Annotated in this window: 12 protein-coding genes and 1 tRNA gene; 5 read left to right on the top strand and 8 right to left on the bottom strand. The window is 65.1% G+C overall.

Annotated elements, in window-relative coordinates; translation table 11 throughout:
* Positions 1-89 precede the first annotated feature (89 nt).
* Both ACPYOD_RS09745 and ACPYOD_RS09740 read left to right on the top strand, forming a co-directional pair.
* Complete coding sequence (locus ACPYOD_RS09745; RefSeq protein ID WP_481301544.1) at positions 90-1,313, top strand: efflux RND transporter periplasmic adaptor subunit; 1,224 nt, start codon at positions 90-92, stop codon at positions 1,311-1,313.
* Between the two features lie 12 nt (positions 1,314-1,325).
* Positions 1,326-4,655 (top strand): multidrug efflux RND transporter permease subunit, encoded by a 3,330-nt coding sequence (locus ACPYOD_RS09740; RefSeq protein WP_481301543.1) that lies wholly within the window; start codon positions 1,326-1,328, stop codon positions 4,653-4,655.
* A 166-nt stretch (positions 4,656-4,821) separates the two neighbouring features.
* On the opposite strand, the gene ACPYOD_RS09735 is transcribed toward ACPYOD_RS09740, so the two are convergent.
* Positions 4,822-5,205 carry a VOC family protein gene (locus ACPYOD_RS09735; protein WP_481301542.1) on the bottom strand — a complete coding sequence of 128 codons (384 nt, stop codon included), beginning with the start codon at positions 5,203-5,205 and terminating at the stop codon, positions 4,822-4,824.
* A 164-nt stretch (positions 5,206-5,369) separates the two neighbouring features.
* Positions 5,370-6,530, bottom strand: a complete 1,161-nt coding sequence (locus ACPYOD_RS09730) for an acyl-CoA dehydrogenase family protein (RefSeq protein WP_481301541.1) — start codon at positions 6,528-6,530, stop codon at positions 5,370-5,372.
* Positions 6,531-6,701: 171 nt separating this feature from the next.
* Between ACPYOD_RS09730 and ACPYOD_RS09725 the strand changes: the two genes are divergently transcribed.
* From ACPYOD_RS09725 to metH, 3 genes are read left to right on the top strand one after another with little or no spacing between them, the layout of a single operon-like run.
* Positions 6,702-7,646 (top strand): ArsR/SmtB family transcription factor, encoded by a 945-nt coding sequence (locus ACPYOD_RS09725; protein WP_481301540.1) that lies wholly within the window; start codon positions 6,702-6,704, stop codon positions 7,644-7,646.
* Entirely contained in the window at positions 7,643-8,725 is a 1,083-nt protein-coding gene (locus tag ACPYOD_RS09720) for a homocysteine S-methyltransferase family protein (RefSeq protein ID WP_481301539.1), read from the top strand. Before ACPYOD_RS09725 ends, ACPYOD_RS09720 begins: the two co-directional genes overlap by 4 nt.
* The gene (metH, locus tag ACPYOD_RS09715) at positions 8,722-11,421 is read left to right on the top strand and encodes a methionine synthase (protein ID WP_481301538.1); all 2,700 of its coding nucleotides are present in this window, start codon (positions 8,722-8,724) and stop codon (positions 11,419-11,421) included. The genes ACPYOD_RS09720 and metH overlap by 4 nt, the downstream gene beginning before the upstream one ends.
* Positions 11,422-11,517: 96 nt before the next feature.
* On the opposite strand, the gene ACPYOD_RS09710 is transcribed toward metH, so the two are convergent.
* The 6 genes from ACPYOD_RS09710 to ACPYOD_RS09685 form a co-directional block, all read right to left on the bottom strand.
* Complete coding sequence (locus ACPYOD_RS09710; protein ID WP_448102108.1) at positions 11,518-11,847, bottom strand: lipid-A-disaccharide synthase N-terminal domain-containing protein; 330 nt, start codon at positions 11,845-11,847, stop codon at positions 11,518-11,520.
* Positions 11,848-11,969: 122 nt separating this feature from the next.
* A tRNA-Val gene (locus ACPYOD_RS09705) sits at positions 11,970-12,044 on the bottom strand.
* A 48-nt stretch (positions 12,045-12,092) separates the two neighbouring features.
* Complete coding sequence (locus ACPYOD_RS09700) at positions 12,093-12,689, bottom strand: GspH/FimT family pseudopilin (protein WP_481301537.1); 597 nt, start codon at positions 12,687-12,689, stop codon at positions 12,093-12,095.
* A complete protein-coding gene (locus ACPYOD_RS09695; protein ID WP_481301536.1) occupies positions 12,689-13,114 on the bottom strand; it encodes a DUF4124 domain-containing protein in 426 nt (141 codons plus the stop codon). The genes ACPYOD_RS09700 and ACPYOD_RS09695 overlap by 1 nt, the downstream gene beginning before the upstream one ends.
* The gene (locus ACPYOD_RS09690) at positions 13,114-13,542 is read right to left on the bottom strand and encodes a type IV pilin protein (RefSeq protein ID WP_481301535.1); all 429 of its coding nucleotides are present in this window, start codon (positions 13,540-13,542) and stop codon (positions 13,114-13,116) included. Before ACPYOD_RS09690 ends, ACPYOD_RS09695 begins: the two co-directional genes overlap by 1 nt.
* Positions 13,542-19,103: a pilus assembly protein gene (locus ACPYOD_RS09685; protein ID WP_481301534.1), complete on the bottom strand. Its 5,562-nt coding sequence runs from the start codon at positions 19,101-19,103 to the stop codon at positions 13,542-13,544. The genes ACPYOD_RS09690 and ACPYOD_RS09685 overlap by 1 nt, the downstream gene beginning before the upstream one ends.
* Positions 19,104-19,120: the final 17 nt, after the last annotated feature.

The raw sequence follows: 19,120 nt of genomic DNA, 5'->3' as shown, positions 1-19,120 counted from the left end.
CACAGTAACTGTATGCATGCCTGCGAGCGGCACCGTCCCGGTGCGGCAGCGCGAACGAACAAGAAACCTGGAAAAGGAACGAAGTTCTCATGACTCCCCTGCCCTTGCGCTCGTCCCTGCTGGCCCTCGGCCTCGCCGCGGCGCTTGCCGCCTGCCACAAGCAGGAAGCCCCGCAGCAGCCACCTCCGCCCGAGGTGGGCGTCATTACCGCGCAACCCCAGGACACCCCGCTGGTCCAGGACCAGGTGGGTCGCCTGTCGGCCTACCGTACGGCCGACGTGCGCGCCCGCGTGCCCGGCATCCTCCTGCATCGCCTCTATGAGGAAGGCACGGACGTCAAGGCCGGCCAGAAGCTGTTCCAGATCGACCCGCAGCCGCTCAAGGCCGAACTGGACGCACAGCTCGCCAACCTTGCCTCCACCCGCGCCTCGGCCGCCAACGCCAAGGCCCAGGCCGACCGCGCCCGCGGGCTGATCGGCAAGAACTACGTGTCCAGGCAGGACCTGGACACGGCCGAGGCCAACGAACGCACGGGCAACGCCGCGGTGAAGCAGGCCGAAGCGAACGTGCAGTCGGCCCGCATCAACCTCGGCTTCACCGACGTGGTCTCGCCGATCGACGGCCGTGCGGGCCAGCAGCAGGTGACCGAAGGTGCCCTCGTGGGCCAGGGCGATACCACCCTGCTCACCCGCGTCGACCAGATCGACAAGCTGTACGTGAACTTCAGCGTGTCGGTCTCCGACCTCGACGCCATGCGCCGCGCCGCGGCCGCCGGCGCCGCCACGCTGTCGCCCACGGACAAAGCCACCGTGAGCATTCAGTTGCCCGACGGTACCGCCTACGACAAGCAGGGCATGCTCGACTTCTCGTCGGCCACCGTGAATCCGCAGACGGGCACGGTGAACCTGCGCGCGCTGCTCGAGAACACCGACGAGCGCCTGCTGCCCGGTCAGTTCGTGACGGTGAAGGCCACGCTCGGCGACCTGCACAACGTGTTCCTCGTGCCGCAGGCGGCTGTGCTGCGCGACGCCAACGACGCCTACGTGATGGTCGTCGGCGAAGGCCACGCCAAGGACCCGAAGACGGGCGCCGACACCACCGTACCCTCCGCCGCCGTCCGTCGCCCGATCAAGGCCGAACGCCTCAGCGGCGCCAACTGGGTGGTCACCGGCGGCCTCAAGCCGGGCGACCAGATCATCATCCAGGGCCTGCCGAAGGCGAGGGAGAACGCGCCCGTGAAGGCGTCCCCCGCCCAGGCCGCCCCGGCGGCAGCCGCCGGCCCCGGTGCCGACGCGCCCGCCGGCAAGCAGTAAAAGGAAACCGACATGCCGAGTTTCTTCATCGACCGCCCCATCTTCGCGTGGGTGGTGGCGATCCTGATCAGCCTGTGCGGCACGATCTCCTTGCTCAACATGGGTATCGAGTCGTATCCGAACATCGCCCCGCCGCAGGTCGTCGTCTCGGCGACCTATCCGGGCGCGAGTGCGGACACGACCGAGAAAACCGTGACGCAGGTCATCGAGCAGCAGTTGACCGGTATCGACCACCTGCTCTACTTCTCGTCCTCGTCCAGCTCCAGCGGCACGGCCCAGGTCACGCTCACCTTCGAATCCGGCACCGATCCCGACATCGCGCAGGTGCAGGTGCAGAACAAGGTGGCGCTGGCAACTCCGCGCCTGCCTTCGGAAGTGACCCAGCAGGGTGTCGTGGTGGCGAAGTCCAACCCCGACTTCCTGATGTTCATCGCGCTCACCTCGTCGAATCCGGCGATCGACGGCAACCGCCTGACCGACATCGTGTCGTCGCAGGTGCTCGACCAGATCGCGCGTATCCCCGGCGTGGGCAACACGCGCCAGCTGGGTGCCGAATACGCCATGCGCGTCTGGCTGAATCCGGACAAGCTGCGCGGCTACGGCCTCTCGGCCACCGATCTGCGCAACGCGCTCAGCACGCAGAACGTGCAGTTCGCCGCGGGTTCGATCGGTACCGACCCGGCCGTCAACGGCCAGGGCTTCAGTGCCACCGTCTCGGCGGAAGGACGCTTCACCACGCCCGAGCAGTTCTCCGAAATCATCCTGCGCGCCAACAACGACGGCACCGTGGTGCGCCTGAAGGATGTCGCGCGCGTCGAACTCGGTCCGCAGAACTACGGCTTCAACGCCCAGTGGAACGGCACGGCCACCGGTTCGTTCGGCGTGCAGCTGCTGCCCGGCGCGAACGCGCTGGACGTGGCGAATGCCGTGCGCGGCAAGATGGACGAACTGGCCAGGAGCTTCCCCGACGGCGTGACGTGGTTCGCCCCGTACGACACCACCAAGTTCGTGACCATCTCCATCGAGGAAGTGGTGCACACGCTGGTGGAGGCGATCATCCTCGTCTTCCTCGTGATGCTGCTGTTCCTGCAGAACTTCCGCGCCACGATCATCCCGACCCTCGTTATCCCGGTGGCCCTGCTCGGCACCTTCCTCGGTCTGTCGCCCTTGGGCTTCACGGTCAACCAGCTGACGCTGTTCGGCATGGTGCTGGCGATCGGTATCGTCGTCGACGATGCCATCGTGGTCATCGAGAACGTCGAGCGCATCATGTCCGAGGAAGGACTGTCGCCGAAGGAAGCCACGCGCAAGGCGATGGGCCAGATCACCGGCGCGGTGATCGCGATCACCGTGGTGCTCGCGGCCGTGTTCGTGCCCTCGGCGCTGCAGCCGGGCGCGTCGGGCATCATCTACAAGCAGTTCGCGCTGACGATCGCGGTGTCGATGGGCTTCTCAGCCTTCCTCGCGCTGTCGTTCACGCCGGCCCTCTGCGCCACGATCCTCCGGGCAGAGCACGCCGAGAAGAAGAACGTCGTCTACCGCAAGTTCAACCAGGTATTCGACTGGGTCACCCACACCTACTCCGGTCATGTGGGCAGCGCCGTGCGCCACGCCCCGCGCTGGATGGTGGTGTTCGTGCTGATCGCCGTGGTGTGCGGCTTCCTGTTCGTGCGCCTGCCGACGAGCTTCGTGCCCGACGAGGACCAGGGCTACGCGCTGGCCATCGTGCAGCTGCCGCCCGGTTCCAGCCTTGCCCGCACCGAAAAGGTGATGGCCGACCAGCGTGCGATCCTGCTGAAGGATCCGTCCGTGGACGGCATCTTCCAGATCTCCGGCTTCAGCTTCGTGGGTCAGGGCGAGAACGTGGGCATGACCTTCATCCGCCTGAAGGACTGGGGCGACCGCGACCTCACCGCCACCGAGTTCATCCAGCAGGCGAACGGCAAGATGCAGGCCGTGCGCGACGCCACCATCTTCGTGGTGAACCTGCCGACGATCCGCGGCCTGTCGCAGTTCGGCGGTATCGACATGTATCTGCAGGCCCGTGCCGGCCAGTCGCGCGACCAGCTGACCCAGGCGCGCAACATGCTGCTCGGCGCCGCGGCGCAGAACACCGCACTCGTGGGCGTGCGCCCGAACACCCTGGAAGACGCGCCGCTGCTGCAGTTGCATGTGGACCGTACCCAGGCGCAGACGATGGGCCTTTCGGTCAGCGACATCTATACCGCGATCCAGCTCACGCTGGCGCCGGTGTACGTCAACGACTTCTCGTACGAAGGTCGCGTGAAGCGCGTGATGCTGCAGGCCGATGCGCCGTATCGCATGGGTACCGACGCGTTCTCGCACATCTTCACGCCGAGCACCCTCGCCGCGTCCTCGTCGACGTCGTCGACGGACGGTTCAAGCGTGGCAAGCACCACCTCACCGGTGGACAACGCCATGATCCCGCTGTCGACGGTGGTCGACTCCAAGTGGACGATGGCGGCGCCCACGCTCAACCGCTACAACGGTTACTCGGCGGTGGAAATCGTGGGCAACCAGGCGCCGGGGTATTCGACCGGCCAGGCCATGCAGATCGTCGAAGGCATCGTCAACGACAAGCTGCCCAAGGGCTTCGGTTACGACTGGACCGGCCAGTCGTACCAGGAAATCCTCTCGGGTAACTCGTCGACGATGCTGCTGGCCCTTTCGGTGGTGATCGTGTTCCTCTGCCTTGCCGCCCTTTACGAGAGTTGGTCGATCCCGGTCTCCGTTCTGCTGGTGGTGCCGCTGGGCATCCTGGGCACGGTGGTGTTCTCCATGCTGCGTGGCCTGCCGAACGACATCTACTTCAAGATCGGCATGATCACCGTCATCGGCCTCGCAGCGAAGAACGCAATCCTGATCGTGGAATTCGCGGTGGAACAGCAGCAGGCAGGCAGGACGCTGCGCGACGGCGTGGTCGAGGCAGCCCGCCTGCGACTCCGCCCCATCCTGATGACGTCGCTGGCCTTCATCCTCGGCGTGTTCCCGCTGGCCATTTCGACCGGCGCGGGTGCGAACTCCCGCCACGCGATCGGCACGGGCGTCATCGGCGGCATGCTGTTCGCCACGTTCCTCGGCCTGCTGCTGATCCCGGTGTTCTACGTGTCGGTACGCCGCATGCTGGGCGACAAGCTGGACGAGGTGTCGCACCTCGGCCACCACGGCGACGGACCGGACGGCGGTGGCCACGGTCCACACGGCGGCGGCAATGGCCCGCACGGCGGCAACCCGTCGACGAACGTCGGCCCCCACGCCCCGAACGTCGGCGACGTGCGCGCCTTCGATTCGGATCCAAGGCGAGGCACCGACCGCCCGTAACGAAAAAGCCCGGCGAAAGCCGGGCTTTTTTTGGACGATAAGAAAAGAGGTCAAAGTCGCATTTGGGATGTGGGTGCCGCTTCAGCGGCGATCCCGCGGCAGCGGGCAACCTTGTCGCAAGCGTCCATCGCCGCTGAAGCGGCTCCCACATTGGATCATCCGCTGCTTACGGCGCGTGGTAGACCGCTTCGATGTTGTGACCGTCGGGGTCGAGTACGAAGGCGCCGTAATACCCTGCGTGGTAGTGCGAGCGCGGGCCGGGCGGGCCATTGTCGCGGCCGCCGGCGGCGAGGGCCGCCTCGTGGAAAGCGCGAACGAGTTGCTGCGACGTGACACGGAAGGCCACGTGCACGGGCGGCCGGTTCGGCTCGCCTTTGTAGATCCAGAAGTCGGGCTTGCCGTCCTCGCCGAAGCCGGCGACATCGGTGCGGCGGTTGGCGCCCCCGGGGAAGATGGCGATCAGCTCATAGTTGATGGCAGCCAGGGCGTTCTTGTAGAACAGCTTGCTGCGCTCGAAGTCGCTGACGATGACGCCGGTGTGATCGATCATGGAAGCTCCCCAGGCAAGGCCAAAGGGTGAGCTTAATGTAGGAGCCGCCATGGCGGCGAGGGTCCGCCGACTGTGGGAGCCGCTACAGCGGCGAGAAGCCCACGAAGCGGTGTAGCTGTGAGGCGCGCTCCCTCGCCGTCATGGCGGCTCCTACACGGGGGTGCTCAGCGCAGGCCGGTTTCCGCGCGGGCGATGACGAGGCGCTGGATTTCGCTGGTGCCCTCGTAGATCTCGGTGATCTTCGCGTCGCGGAAGTAGCGCTCCAGCGGCATTTCCTTCGAATAGCCCATGCCGCCGTGGATCTGTACCGCCTGGTGGGTGATCCACATCGCGGCTTCCGAGGCCACCAGCTTCGCCATCGAGGCCTCGGTGCCGAAGCGGCCGCCGGTCTTCTCCACCTGGCCCTTTGTCCACGCCGCGCGCAGCGTGAGCAGCAGGGCCGCGTCGAGCTTGCACTTCATGTCGGCGATCTTGGCCTGGGTCATCTGGAACGTGCCGATGGGCTGGCCGAAGGCCTTGCGGTCGCGCGACCACTGAAGGGTGGCGTCGTAGGCGGCCCGGGCGATGCCCACGGCCTGGGATGCGATACCGATGCGGCCGGCATCGAGTACGCCCATGGCGATGGCAAAGCCCTTGCCTTCCTCGCCCAGCATGTCTTCCTGGGGGCACACGTAATCGTGGAACTCGATTTCGCAGGTGGCCGAGGCGCGGATGCCCAGCTTGGGTTCGGTCTTGCCGGCGAGGAAACCCTCGCGCTTCGTGTCGATGATGAAGGCAGACACCCCACGGGCGCCGATGCCCGGCGTGGTCACGGCGAACAGCACGATGTAACGGGCGACGGGGCCGGAGGTGATCCAGCTCTTCTTGCCATTGATGACCCAGTCGCCGTCGGCGTTCTTCACCGCGCGGGTGTGCATGTTGGAAGCATCGGAGCCCGACTGCGGTTCCGTGAGCGCATAGGCACCGATGGCCTCGCCCGAGGCGATGGCGCGCACGTACTTCTGCTTCTGCTCTTCCGTGCCGTTCTTCAGGATGCCGTTGCAGAACAGCGAGTTGTTCACCGACATGATGGTGGAGGTAGCCGCGTCGGCCGCCGCGATCTCGACCATCGCCAGTACGTAGGCCACCGGGTCCATGCCCGCGCCGCCGTACTCTTCCGGCACTTCGATGCCCATCAGGCCCAGCTGGCCCATCTCCTGGATGTTTTCCAGAGGGAACTGGCCCTTGGCGTCGAATTCGGCGGCCACGGGCACGATGCGCTTCTGTGCGAAATCGCGCGCGATGGACTGGATCGACAGCTGGTCGTCGGTAAAGCGGAAATCCATGGGGTGTTCCTCGGGCCGCCCGGGGCGGACGGCAGTCGTGGGGTGGAGACAAGCCCGCCATTCTAACGGTCGTTTGGCGGGTTGCCGCCGTGCACTGCAACATGCGGCCTTGACGGCCGCCGACGCTGCCCGCATCCTTCGTATCTCTGTATCGCGATATAAGGATGTTGGATGGACCTGTCCACGGCCTCCACGGCGCTCCGGCTCCTGGCCGATCCCACCCGCGTCCGCCTCCTTGCCCTGCTGGATCGCGAGGAACTGACCGTGGCGGAACTGGCTGCCGTGCTGCACCTGGCCCAGCCGCGCGTGTCCACCCATCTTGCCAAGCTGAAGGAAGCCGAGCTGGTGCGCGACCGGCGCGCCGGCGTGTCCGCCTATTATCGCGCCAACGCCGAGGCCGACCCGACGCTCGCCGCGCTTGTGGCTTCCCTGCGCGACACGCTCAGCGACGCGCTGCTCCGCGAGGATGCCGAGCGCCTGCCCGCGGTGCTGGCCCAGCGTGCGCGCGCCGAGGGCTGGGCCGATACCGTGGCCGGTGACATGGAGCGCCATTACTCGCCTGGCCGCACATGGGAAACGCTGGCGCGCTCCCTCCTCCAGTTGCTCGCCACGGGCGACGTGCTGGACATCGCCTCCGGCGACGGCGTCACGGCGGAACTGTTGGCCCCGCATGCGCATTCGATCGTCTGCATCGACAGCTCGGAACGCGTGGTGGAAGCGGCGCGACAGCGCCTTGCCGGTTTCGCCAACGTCGACGTGCGCACTGGCGACATGCATGCGCTCGACCTGCGCGACCGGCAGTTCGACCTCGTGCTGCTGTTGCACGCCCTCACCTACTCGAGCGAACCGCAGAAGGTGTTCGACGAGGTGGCCCGGGTACTCAAGCCCGGGGGCCGGGTGCTCGCTTCCACCTTGGGCGAGCACGACCATCGCGCCGTCGTCGAGCCGTTCGACCACCGCAACCTCGGCTTCACCTGCGACGCCCTCACCGCCATGGCCAGGAAGGCCGGGCTCGAGGTGGTCAGTTGCGAACGCCTGAGCCGCGAGCGCCGCGCGCCGCATTTCGAAGTCATCAGCCTGCTTGCCCGCAAGCCCACCACGGAGCGTGCCCCATGAGCCAACTACCCTGGCTTCACCCTGATCGCGTCGCCCTTATGCAGAAGGGCCTGGCCGAACGCATCATGATCCTCGACGGCGGCATGGGCACCATGCTCCAGGGGCACAAGCTTGACGAGTCCGGCTACCGGGGCGAGCGCTTCGCGGGCGGCAACGACAGCACGCACGACCACGGTCACGACCATCCGGGCGAGTGCGACCTGAAGGGCAACAACGACCTGCTCCTGCTTACCCAGCCGGAGATCATCCGCGGTGTGCACAACGCGTACCTCGAAGCGGGCGCGGACTTCATCGAAACCAATACCTTCAACGCCACGCGCGTGAGCCAGGCGGACTACCACCTCGAACACCTGGTGCCCGAACTCAATCGCGAAGGCGCACGCATCGCCCGCGCGGCCTGCGACGCGATGACCGCGCGCACGCCGGACAGGCCGCGCTTTGTCATCGGCGTCCTCGGGCCTACCAGCCGCACCGCGTCCATTTCGCCCGATGTGAACGACCCGGGTTTCCGCAACGTCTCGTTCGAGGAACTGAAGTCCAACTACATCGAATCCGCCCGCGCGCTCATCGAGGGCGGCGCGGATACGATCATGGTGGAAACCATCTTCGACACGTTGAATGCGAAAGCGGCGCTGTTCGCCCTGAGCGAGCTTTTCCACGAGCTGGGCGGGCGCGTACCCGTGATGATCTCCGGCACGATCACCGACCGCTCGGGCCGCACGCTCTCGGGCCAGACCGCCGAAGCGTTCTTCTATTCGGTGGAGCATATCCAGCCGCTGTCCGTGGGCCTGAACTGCGCGCTGGGTGCCGAGGACCTGCGTCCGCACGTGCAGATGCTCGCGCGCATCGCCGGCAGCGCCGTCAGCACGCACCCCAACGCCGGCCTGCCCAACGCGTTCGGCGAATACGACGAGACGCCTGAGAGCATGGCGGAAACCATTCGTGGTTTCGCGGCCGACGGCCTTATCAACATCGTCGGCGGGTGTTGCGGTACGACGCCCGCCCATATCGCGGCCATCGCCGCCGCCGTGGCGCCTTACCCGCCGCGTGCCATCAAGGACTTCGCGCAAGCCGCATGAGCATTCGATATACGCGCCTTTCCGGCCTCGAGCCCCTCGTCCTCACGCCGGACCTCAACTTCATCAACGTCGGCGAGCGCACCAACGTCACGGGCTCGGCGCAGTTCCGCAAGCTGGTCAAGGAAGGCCGTTACGAGGAAGCGGTGGAGGTCGCGCGCCAGCAGGTGGAAAACGGCGCGCAGATCATCGACATCAACATGGACGAGGGCCTGATCGACTCGGAAGCGGCGATGACCCGCTTCATCAACCTCATCTCGTCCGAGCCCGACATCGCCCGCGTGCCGATCATGGTCGACTCCTCGAAATGGAGCGTGATCGAGGCCGGGCTGCGCTGCATGCAGGGCAAGGGCATCGTCAATTCCATCTCGATGAAGGAAGGCGAGGCGGCCTTCCTCGAGCATGCGCGCAAGGTGCGCCAGTACGGTGCGGCCGTGGTGGTCATGGCCTTCGACGAAGCCGGCCAGGCGGATACGAAGGAACGCAAGGTGGAGATCTGCTCGCGTGCCTACGAGCTGCTGGTAGACGAACTGGGCTTCCCGCCGGAAGACATCATCTTCGACCCGAACATCTTCGCCATCGCCACCGGCATCGAGGAGCACAACAACTACGCGGTGGACTTCATCGAGGCCACGCGCGAACTCAGGAAGCGTTTCCCCTCCTCGCACGTTTCCGGCGGCGTGTCGAACGTGTCGTTTTCGTTCCGCGGCAACAACCCGGTGCGCGAGGCGATCCACTCGGTGTTCCTCTACCACGCGATCGCCGCGGGCATGGACATGGGCATCGTCAATGCGGGTGCACTCGCCATCTACGACGACCTGCCGGAGGAACTGCGCGAGCGCGTCGAAGACGTGGTGCTCAATCGCCGCGCCGACGCCACCGAACGCCTGCTGGAGATCGCCGACCGCTACAAGGGCGGCAAGGGCGAGGTGGCCGTGGAGACTGCCGCATGGCGCGAAAAGCCCGTGGTCGATCGGCTGAGCCACGCCCTGGTGCACGGTATCGACCAGTTCGTGGTGGAAGACACCGAGGAGGCCCGGCTCGCCGCACGCCGTCCGCTGGACGTGATCGAGGGTCCGCTCATGGCGGGCATGAACGTGGTCGGCGACCTGTTCGGCGCGGGCAAGATGTTCCTGCCCCAGGTGGTGAAGTCCGCGCGCGTGATGAAGAAGGCGGTGGCGCACCTCATCCCGTACATCGAGGAAGAAAAACGCATCTCCGGCGATGCGGGCAAGAACAACGGCAAGATCGTGCTCGCCACCGTGAAGGGCGACGTGCACGACATCGGCAAGAACATCGTGGGCGTGGTGCTCCAGTGCAACAACTTCGAGGTGATCGACCTCGGCGTGATGGTGCCCACACAGAAGATCCTCGACACCGCACGCGCGGAAAACGCGGACATCATCGGCCTGTCGGGCCTCATCACGCCGTCGCTGGAAGAGATGAGCCAGGTGGCGCGCGAGATGCAGCGCCAGGACTTCCACGTACCCCTGATGATCGGCGGCGCGACGACGTCGCGCGCCCATACCGCGTTGCGTATCGAGCCGCACTACAAGTCGCCCACGGTCTGGGTGAAGGACGCCTCGCGCGCCGTCGGCGTGGCACAGTCGCTGGTCAGCAAGGACCTTGTGGACGACTTCATGGCGAAGGTCCGCGCCGAGTACGCCGAAGTGCGCGAGCGGCACCGCAATCGCGGCACGGGCAAGCAACTGGTACCGCTGGCGAAGGCGCGCGAGCAGCGCTTCCGGGGCGACTGGCAGGCCTATCGGCCGCCGGTGCCGCGCAAGCCCGGCATCACGGTGTTCGACGACTACGACCTGGCGGAACTGCGCGGCTACATCGACTGGTCGCCGTTCTTCAACGCCTGGGAGCTGGCGGGCAAGTTTCCCGCGATCCTCACCGACGCGGTCGTCGGCGCGCAGGCAAGCGAACTCTATGCCGACGCGCAGGCGATGCTGGACAAGATGGTCGCGGAGAAGTGGCTCACCGCCCGCGGCGTGATCGGCTTCTGGCCAGCGGCGCAGCACGGCGACGACATCGAGGTCTATGCCGAGCCGGGAACCGCCAGGCGCAAGCCGGTCGCCATCTTGCACCATCTGCGCCAGCAGGCCGACAAGCCCGTGGAACGTCCGGACTTCTGTCTCGCCGACTTCGTGGCGCCGCGCGACAGCGGCGTGGACGACTGGATCGGCGGCTTCGCCGTCACGGCCGGCATCGGTATCGACGAGCACGTGGCGCGCTTCGAAGCCGTGCATGACGACTATTCGGCCATTCTCCTGAAGGCCCTGGCCGACCGCCTCGCCGAAGCCTTTGCCGAGCGCATGCATCAGCGCGTGCGCAAGGAGTTCTGGGGCTACGAGCCGGAAGAAACCCTGGACAACGAGGCGTTGATCGCGGAGGCCTACCGCGGCATCCGCCCCGCCCCGGGCTATCCGGCCTGCCCCGAACATACCGAGAAGCGCACGCTGTTCGACCTGCTGGATGCCACCAGGCACACCGGCATCGAACTCACCGACAGCTTCGCTATGTATCCCACCGCGGCGGTGTCGGGTTGGTACTTCTCCCACCCCGACAGCCAGTACTTCGTCGTGGGGCGCCTGACCCGCGAACAGGTGGAGGACTATGCGAAGCGCAAGGGCTGGGACCGCACGGAAGCCGAGCGCTGGCTGGCACCGTACCTGGACTACGACCCGGATTGATCAGTTTTGTGTGGGAGCCGCTTCAGAGGCGATGGATGCGCGCGGCAACCTTGCCCGCTGCCGCGGGATCGCCGGCGTAGCCGGCTCCCACAAGGGTTAGTCCTCGGGACCACCCGGCTTGACGGTTTCCTGCCTGTCCTTGTGCCGCAGGTGCGCGAACACGTTGTAGAACGACACCAGCATCGGGAAGGCCGTCTGGATGATGCCCACCGAGTCGTTCTTGCCCCAGATGAAATAGGCCAGGGTCAGCACGCTGCCGCTGACCGACAGGTACCAGAAGGACATCGGCACGGTGACCTTCTTGTTCTTCTTCGTGGCATAGAACTGCACGAACCAGCGCGCCGTGAACAGCAGGGTGCCGAGAAGACCGATGATCTTCCAGGGCGTAAGGGTCAGGAGGTGGAGATCGGCAAGGGCTTCATGCATGGCGGTGTCCGGGGGCGTGCGAGGTCGCCCATTCTAGACGGCCACGCTGGATGGAGGCTTAGCGGAAAACGGGAGTACACCCGAAAAAAAACCCGGCGCGGGGCCGGGTTTTTCGGAATCGATGGTGGGCGGTACAAGGATCGAACTTGTGACACCTGCCGTGTGAAGGCAGTGCTCTACCGCTGAGCTAACCGCCCATCGCGAGCCGCGGATCTTACAGGCCTTCGCGGACCCGGTCAATCGCCTCACGAGGCCGGCGTGCAGTACCCGGCCGCCGCGTCGGGACTGGCACTCGTAGGGAGTTCCACCAAACCCGCCCTGCCCGAGGCCTGTATGTCGAACCGCCTGCCCGAGACGCGCAAGGTGCTCTCTCCGATCGCCTCGCTGCCTCGACGTGCGCAAAGCAGCAGGCTCACCGTGCCGGCGGTCGAGGCGCCCCTCGCGCTGAACGTCAGCACCTTGTTGGCGCTCGGCGCGCGCAGCGAAACAGCCGGCGTGGCCTGCGACACTTTGATCAGTTCGTCCCCGGCCGCGAACCCCTTCGCCGGAGCGGTGGAGGTATAGACGAGGTAACCCGTGGCGTAATCCGCGGACGCCGCGCATTCGGGGTTATCCACGGCCGCATCGAGCGTCGGGCAGATAGAGACGAATGTTCCGCGGGTGATCGCCGTGGTTCTTGCGAGCCGCAGCGCACCGAGGAACGCGTTGCTCTGCGAAGCGACCTGGTTGCGATGCATGAAGTCGATGAACGACGGCGCGGCGAGTCCTGCCAGGACGGCAAGAACCGTCACCGTCACGAGCAACTCGATGAGCGTGAACCCGAATGAGTGCCGGCGGCCCATCATTTCTTCCCCGCGCCGCAGTATGTGTCCACATCGGCTTGCGCCGTCCTGCGTGCTGCCTCGACCTCATCCGGCCGCAGCCGGCGGGAGGCCGTGGGATCGGTGCTGTCGACGAGCATGGAGCCGCTCGACAACGTCGCGAGATTCGCCCGCGCCGAGTCGCAATTGCGGGTATTCGCGGCCGACTCCGCCTGGTCGAGCTTGGCGTCGTTGGCAGGCGGCGTAGCGGCAGGCGTGGCCACCGCCTCCGTTCCGCCCTTGACGGTCACCCGCGTCGCGCTGCGTCCCTGCGGAGGCGGCTGGTCGGTGTAGTGCACCGTTCCCGAGGCGTCCGTCCATTTGTATACGCTCACGGATTGCGCCGCGGCCGCGCCCGCCGTCGCAAGAAGGAAGGAGGCAAGCCAGGGCCCGAGCGACGTCTTCATCATTTGCTCCAGCACGCCGGATCGTTCGCCCTCGTTCCCGTCGAACCCTGGGCGCCGAGGTTGTTGAGCGTGAGCGTCTGGCAATCCGGATCGTGCGCCGCCTGATCGTTCAGGGCCTTCGCTTCCACGCGGAAGGCCGTGCTTGTCGCGACGGCCACGCCGATCTCATACCGGTCGCCCGCCATCGCGCTCGTGGCATTGAGGTTGGCAAGGTCGTCCGTGTACGCGTTCTTCGAATAGAAGTACCGCTCCTGCCGCGCGGCCAGGTCGATCAGTGCCGCCTGTGCATCGACCCGATGCGAGCGGATGACGTACTTCCGGTAGGAAGGGATGGCGACGGCGGCGAGGATGGCCACGATGAGGACCACGATCACCAGCTCGATGAGCGTAAAGCCCCCGGAAGCCCTTTGCTGTTTTCTACCGATCATCATTTGCCTCCCAGTGGCTCGCGCCAGGACGTTTCGCCGCTGGTCACGGGTTTCAGCGTAGCCACATCCTTGCACACGATGGCACCTGTCGACGTCTGCGTGCACGCCGTGATTTTCTTGCTGCCGTTCCGGTCTTCACCGGCGCTGCCCGAATGCAGGCTCGGCGGCGCAGGCAGGCCCTGGCCAAGCGATGTGGTTTCGTTGATGCGCCCACCGGAACCGGTACCGAAGATCGCCGCCCCGGGATCGGCCGTACCCGTCTTGTAGTTGTTGGCCACAAGGTAGGCATTGCCCAGGCCGGTGCAGATCGATGTGCCGGGCACGTAGGTCGTGGTCAGCAGCAATCCGCCGAGCAGCGCCTGCGCGCTTACCACGCGCTCCGAAGGGTTCTGTCCATTGACCTGCAGGTTCCGGTACCAGCCCGCGACGGACGGGCTGTCGAACACCGCCGACAAGGCATCGAATGTGTTCGTATCCTTCGGTACGAGGGTGCTGTCGGTGGGAATGCCGGTGACGGACTTATCGCCGAAGATATTGAAGTTCGTGACGTTGACCAGGTTGCCCATCGTCACCGCCGTCTTCCCCTGCGGGTCGTCCGCCGTGAGAAGCGACGTATCGATGATGCCGAAGATCCGTTGCTGGGCAGCGGTCGTCTTGTCCGCCGTCGTGAAGAGACGCCCCGTGCCGAAGAACGCCATGGGCGCGCCGCGATCGTTCCGGCCCAGCGTGGGGCGGATCGTCACGGGCAGGCCGTCGGGCGCGTCCGTCGCAGTCAGGTCCAGCAGTTTCCCGGTACCCGTCGCCGTGCCCCACTTCGTCGCGTCGGGCTGGCCGTTGATCGCGATCTTCCAGAAGTGCCCGCCGTACTCGTTGGTTCCCCGGTCGTAGACACTGCCGAAATAGATCGCCTCCGCCTTTCCGTCGAGGTTGAAGTCCGACGCGATCAGATCGCCGGCGAAGCTCTTCGTCGCCTTCGTATCGCTGGCACCAAGGTCGATGGTCGTCGGCGACACCACCGGCACCGATGCCGTCAAGTCCTTCATGTTGTAGATCTTGACGCGCAAGTTAGCGCTCGACGCCACGCGCTTCGCGTCGGTCGGACCGGACCCGATGGCCAGGTAGAACTGGTTCGGATCGCCAGTCGGCACGTCGCGGATTACCGCCAAAGCCGGCTGCGACGTCGTGCGCGCGCCCGGGAAACTCAGTTCCGCCAGGACGCGCGGCGGCTTCTCGGGATTGGTGATGTCCATCACCACGTAGGCGGATTCACCTGTAAAGGTATTGGGCGTCTTCGGATCGGTGGAGGTAGGCACACTGATCGTGCCTCCACCGAGGCGGAACGGCACCACGAGCACCGTGCCCCACCCTTCGACGTGGTCGGCATCCTTGGGAAAGGTCTTCACGTCAAACGCGAGTGGGCTGCCGTCCACGTAATAGACATGCTTGTAGTTTGGATCGACCAGCCAGCGCAGATGCGGCAGCAGATTGCCGGGCACGTAGGCCCACACTTCGCCGCCCAGCGGATGTGCCGTACGGGCCACCGTCACCGTACCGGTGGCGTCCGGGGTGTCCTTCGTACAGATGGCATTGGTCGGCTGCGTGGTGAACCGCTGGCAACTGGTGTTGTAGAAACCGCCATTGAAGGCATGAATCATGCCGTCGTTGGCACCGACGTACACCATCTGGCGGCGATTGCGGTACGTGTTGCGGAAGTCCGAATACGACGTGTCGTTGTACAGCAGGTCGTATGCTTCGGCGGGGGCGCTGACGACCAGCGGCGTCGAGTTCACGATATCGCCCAGGCGTGCCACACGCCCGACCAGGCTGGCGTCAGGACCGTAATCCACCGTGCGGTTGCGCAGACCCGTGACTTCCGTACCGCGGATCCAGCTGACGATGTTCTGTGCCTCCGCTGCGTTGTCGGTGTTGAGGAAGCGATAGTTGTTCGCGTTGAACGACGTGCTGCCCGCGCTGTCCCAGGCGAACGGCTGCACCTCGCCCGCATCGACGTTGCCATTCCGGTTCGCATCGATCCACGTGAAGATGTAACGGCCGGAGGCATCACTGAAGGCGGTGGTGTAGTCGCGCTTCAAGTTGGTCTTGAGTTCCGGATCCCACAGGAGATTGCGGGCATTCCAGAGCGAGCGGATGTCGGCCAGTTCGATCGTCGTGCCGGTGCCCGGAACGAAAGTGTCCGGGTCGGTACTGGTGAAGCGGGTCGCCACGGTCTTCTGCCCGCCCGCCTGGTAGATGTACTGGATGACCGGATCGGTGACGTAATCGTCGAGCTGCCCGTTATGGTTGCCGTCCTCGCGCAATAGCCCGAACTGGTCGGTCCAAAGACCGGACAGGGAACCGGACCACGTGGCCCGCTTGCCGGAGTTGTCGGTCCGCTCGGCTTCGTACAACGCCTGGTAGGTCACACCGGTGCCGTTGGCACTCGTCGCCACCGTGGCGGCCGCCGTGCCGGATGCGATCTTGGCGAGGATCTTGCGGAACAGCGCATCGAGGGAGGTCTCGAGCTTGCCCGGGTCCGTCACGAGGAAATAGTTGTCCGGAATGCCGTCCTTGTCCGCATCCCACTTGCTGGTGTCCAGCGGATCGAGGTCGTTGGCGGGCGTATCCGTGCCATCGGCCTTCGACGTATCCAGACGGAACCCGCCCCACTTGGCGGCATAGAGCAGCGGATCCTGCAGCGTACCCGCCGCGCTGCTACCGACCGCGTAGACACCGGTAGTCGCCGGATCGCTGACCGTACAGTTCCGGCAGCCGCCGCTCGCGTTGATCTTCTTGCTAGTGTCGGTACTGTTGAGCGTATTTCCGTTGGCATCGACGATCGTCGGCGACGTCGGATCGGTGTAGTTGAAGTTGTAGATGCCCGAATGGAAGTGGGGGCCGTCCTTGGTGGTGCCCGAGACGATGTAACCGAAGCCCTGGCCATTGTTCGTCGAGGCCGCCACCGGCTTGGTCGTGATCTTTACCGAATCGCTCGTGATGGCGTAGCTGATGATGCCCCACATGTCCTGGTCGTAGTCGCCGCCGGCGAAACTGTCTTCCCAGTCGGCGTAGAAACTGCCGGTGGCGGTTGCCACACCGTTGATCGTGGTGACCCGCTGATCGAGCACCTTGAAGTCGACCAGCGCGCCACCGCCAACGCCCGTGCCCAGGGTCAGGCGGTAGGCTGGAATGATCGTAACGACCTTGCCGCCGCCGCCCGGAACCGAGACGCGAATCTGCGGTGTATTGGTGGCAAGCTGCACACCGAACGTCGTGACCTTCAGCGAGGTGCGATCTTCCACCGGCACGATGGGGTCGCCCGTCTTCGGATCGTTGCCGAGGTCGCGGATACGGTTGATATGCGCTCCGTAAGCCGCACCCGCCATCAGGTAACCGCCCTTCAGCGCCGGACTTTCCGGACAAATGCCCTGCACGCCCGAGAGATCGCTGATCACCTTTGCGGAGCAGAGGTCGACGCCCGTCGTGGTCCCCGGCGCATTACCGACGAACCAGCTCTTGCCGGTGATGCCCTCGCCCGTCGCCACCAGATTGGTCCAGCTACCGACCGACTTCTTCGTGTTGAGGTCGTCGAATCCGGACACCTGGTCGGTATCGTAGGAAAGCGAGCTCGCATTGAAATTGATGACGTTCAGCGCCGCGCAGAAGTTGGCTTCCGTGATCGGGCTGGTCCAGCTGGTGACCGCGGTCAGGCCGAGCGTCGCGTCTTCCGTCGTTCCCGTCGAGGTCGGCACGAAGGAAGGATTGGGCGATTTGCCGCCGGACAGGTAACGCAGCGTTTCGATGTAGCTCTCGGCCATGGGGTTGCCCCACGACGAACAGTTGCCCTCCGCCACGAGGCCGTTCTTGCCTGCCTGTGTCGAGTCGGAGGTGATACCTACCTGCTGATAGGTACAACCGTTGCCGTTGCCGTAGTTGTTGCCCGAACCGTATTGGTATCCGTAAATGCGCAAGGCATTGATGTTCGAAATGATGCCCTTGGCGTCCGTCGTCGTCTTGAAGACGCCGGTAGCCGCGTCGATTTCGTTGTCGATGAAGTCGCCGGAGTTCTTGTCGGGGCCGGGAAGGGCCGCGCGCACCACGCCGCCCGACGCATTCTTGTCGAAGCTGGGCGTGACGAGGCCGAACTTGATGTTGCCCGACTCCCCATATTTCTGCAGGAGGCCGACGGGCTTGTAGATCGGGCTGGTCGCCTGGTCGTTCGGGTACTTCTTGCAGTTCTCATTACCAATCAGGCCAGCCACGCAGACCTGGACGCGCACATTGAGCTCGGCCCAGTCGGTACCGCTGGTGCCGTTCGCTTGTCTGGGATTCTCGGCGGACGCGCCGAGGCCGGAAAAGGCGGCCCGGTTGCCGTTGCTCAGGAATCCGTCGTCGAAGCCGCTCTGCGAATTTGATTTGTTCTCAGCCCATTGGCACTGAAGACTCTCGTTCGAGCCCCATAGCGACATATCGCCCGTCTGCATACGAAGCCGCGGCGCAGCGTCGTCCCCCTGCGACATATTGTTCTTGCTGCCCTGCGGCGTCGTATTACAGAAACTGATACCCGTCCGGGTCAGATTGGTCATGTTCCATGTACTGATTCCCACGAGCGTCGCCATGCAGGTCGACACGCTATTGCAAGCTGACGTACCGACTTTCGTACCGCTGAACATTCCTGCCTGCACGCGAAGCTCCACCCTGTTCGTGGCTGCCTTCTGGATGTAGGTCTTGTCGGCATTACTCGTGTTCCCGTTACTGTCGACATGTGCGTCATTGTAGAAGCGCACGGGAGCATCGAGGATCAGGGTGCCGTTGGAGTCGCTGGTCGAGATTCGGATCTGGTCGCCCTGTTGAATCTTCAGGGTACCGTCCAAACCCATAAAGCGGAGAAGGGTGTACGACGTATTGTTCTCACCAAGCGTCGTGGTACTGCTGTAGACGTAGTTCGAACTCTTGGTCAACGTCTGCGTCGGACGGGTGATCGAGGGGCTGTAAGGCGTGAGCTTGGCGATATCCGTGCCGTTGTAGAACTTGGAGAACGAGTGGGCATCCATCGGCAGATGCGCGCGCTCGAGCACCGTGGTATCGCTGGTATCGGTGGAGCGAAGGCCGCCGTAGAGAATCTTGCGCACCTCGTCCATGCGGGTCATGGTGACCCAGTTCAGGAAGTTGCCCGACCACTGGCTCGTGCAGTAATGATTCGTGGTGATGCTCTTCGGCACGAACATGTTGTTCGAGTACGCGTAGCACTTCGTCGAGTCGAAATAGCCGGCATACGTCAGACTATTGTTGTACGTGGTGTCGAGCGCACCGTCGCCGTTGAGGTCGGAGAAGTCGTTGTACGCCTTGTAGAACAACTGGTGGTCGCGCGACAGGTTCAGCATGACCAGCGGCGCCGCCCCGGCGACGCCGAGCGGCGGGTCGACGGCATAGGCGCTCGCCTGTTGCAGCGAGCTCGAGATGGCCGTGGCGCTCGCCATCGGGGCCGTGCCGAAGCCAGCACCCAGGAACGCGACGAGTGCGCCGAGCAGGAATCCGTGGCGGTTCAAGCGGAAGGTGATCATCGGGCTGTCCTGGACGC

The organism is Luteibacter sp. HAY1-4A, assembly GCF_056755355.1.
Note: the sequence above shows the minus strand (reverse complement) of the source record. Positions and strands in the feature narration are given on the sequence as shown.

Bases quoted from the DNA above. Each gene is read 5' to 3' on its own strand.
- ACPYOD_RS09720 (WP_481301539.1), top strand. From the start codon at position 7,643: ATGAGCCAACTACCCTGGCTTCACCCTGATCGCGTCGCCCTTATGCAG.
- ACPYOD_RS09690 (WP_481301535.1), bottom strand. From the start codon at position 13,542: ATGATCGGTAGAAAACAGCAAAGGGCTTCCGGGGGCTTTACGCTCATC.
- metH (WP_481301538.1), top strand. From the start codon at position 8,722: ATGAGCATTCGATATACGCGCCTTTCCGGCCTCGAGCCCCTCGTCCTC.
- ACPYOD_RS09745 (WP_481301544.1), top strand. From the start codon at position 90: ATGACTCCCCTGCCCTTGCGCTCGTCCCTGCTGGCCCTCGGCCTCGCC.
- ACPYOD_RS09735 (WP_481301542.1), bottom strand. From the start codon at position 5,205: ATGATCGATCACACCGGCGTCATCGTCAGCGACTTCGAGCGCAGCAAG.
- ACPYOD_RS09695 (WP_481301536.1), bottom strand. From the start codon at position 13,114: ATGAAGACGTCGCTCGGGCCCTGGCTTGCCTCCTTCCTTCTTGCGACG.
- ACPYOD_RS09730 (WP_481301541.1), bottom strand. From the start codon at position 6,530: ATGGATTTCCGCTTTACCGACGACCAGCTGTCGATCCAGTCCATCGCG.
- ACPYOD_RS09685 (WP_481301534.1), bottom strand. From the start codon at position 19,103: ATGATCACCTTCCGCTTGAACCGCCACGGATTCCTGCTCGGCGCACTC.
- ACPYOD_RS09740 (WP_481301543.1), top strand. From the start codon at position 1,326: ATGCCGAGTTTCTTCATCGACCGCCCCATCTTCGCGTGGGTGGTGGCG.
- ACPYOD_RS09710 (WP_448102108.1), bottom strand. From the start codon at position 11,847: ATGCATGAAGCCCTTGCCGATCTCCACCTCCTGACCCTTACGCCCTGG.
- ACPYOD_RS09700 (WP_481301537.1), bottom strand. From the start codon at position 12,689: ATGGGCCGCCGGCACTCATTCGGGTTCACGCTCATCGAGTTGCTCGTG.
- ACPYOD_RS09725 (WP_481301540.1), top strand. From the start codon at position 6,702: ATGGACCTGTCCACGGCCTCCACGGCGCTCCGGCTCCTGGCCGATCCC.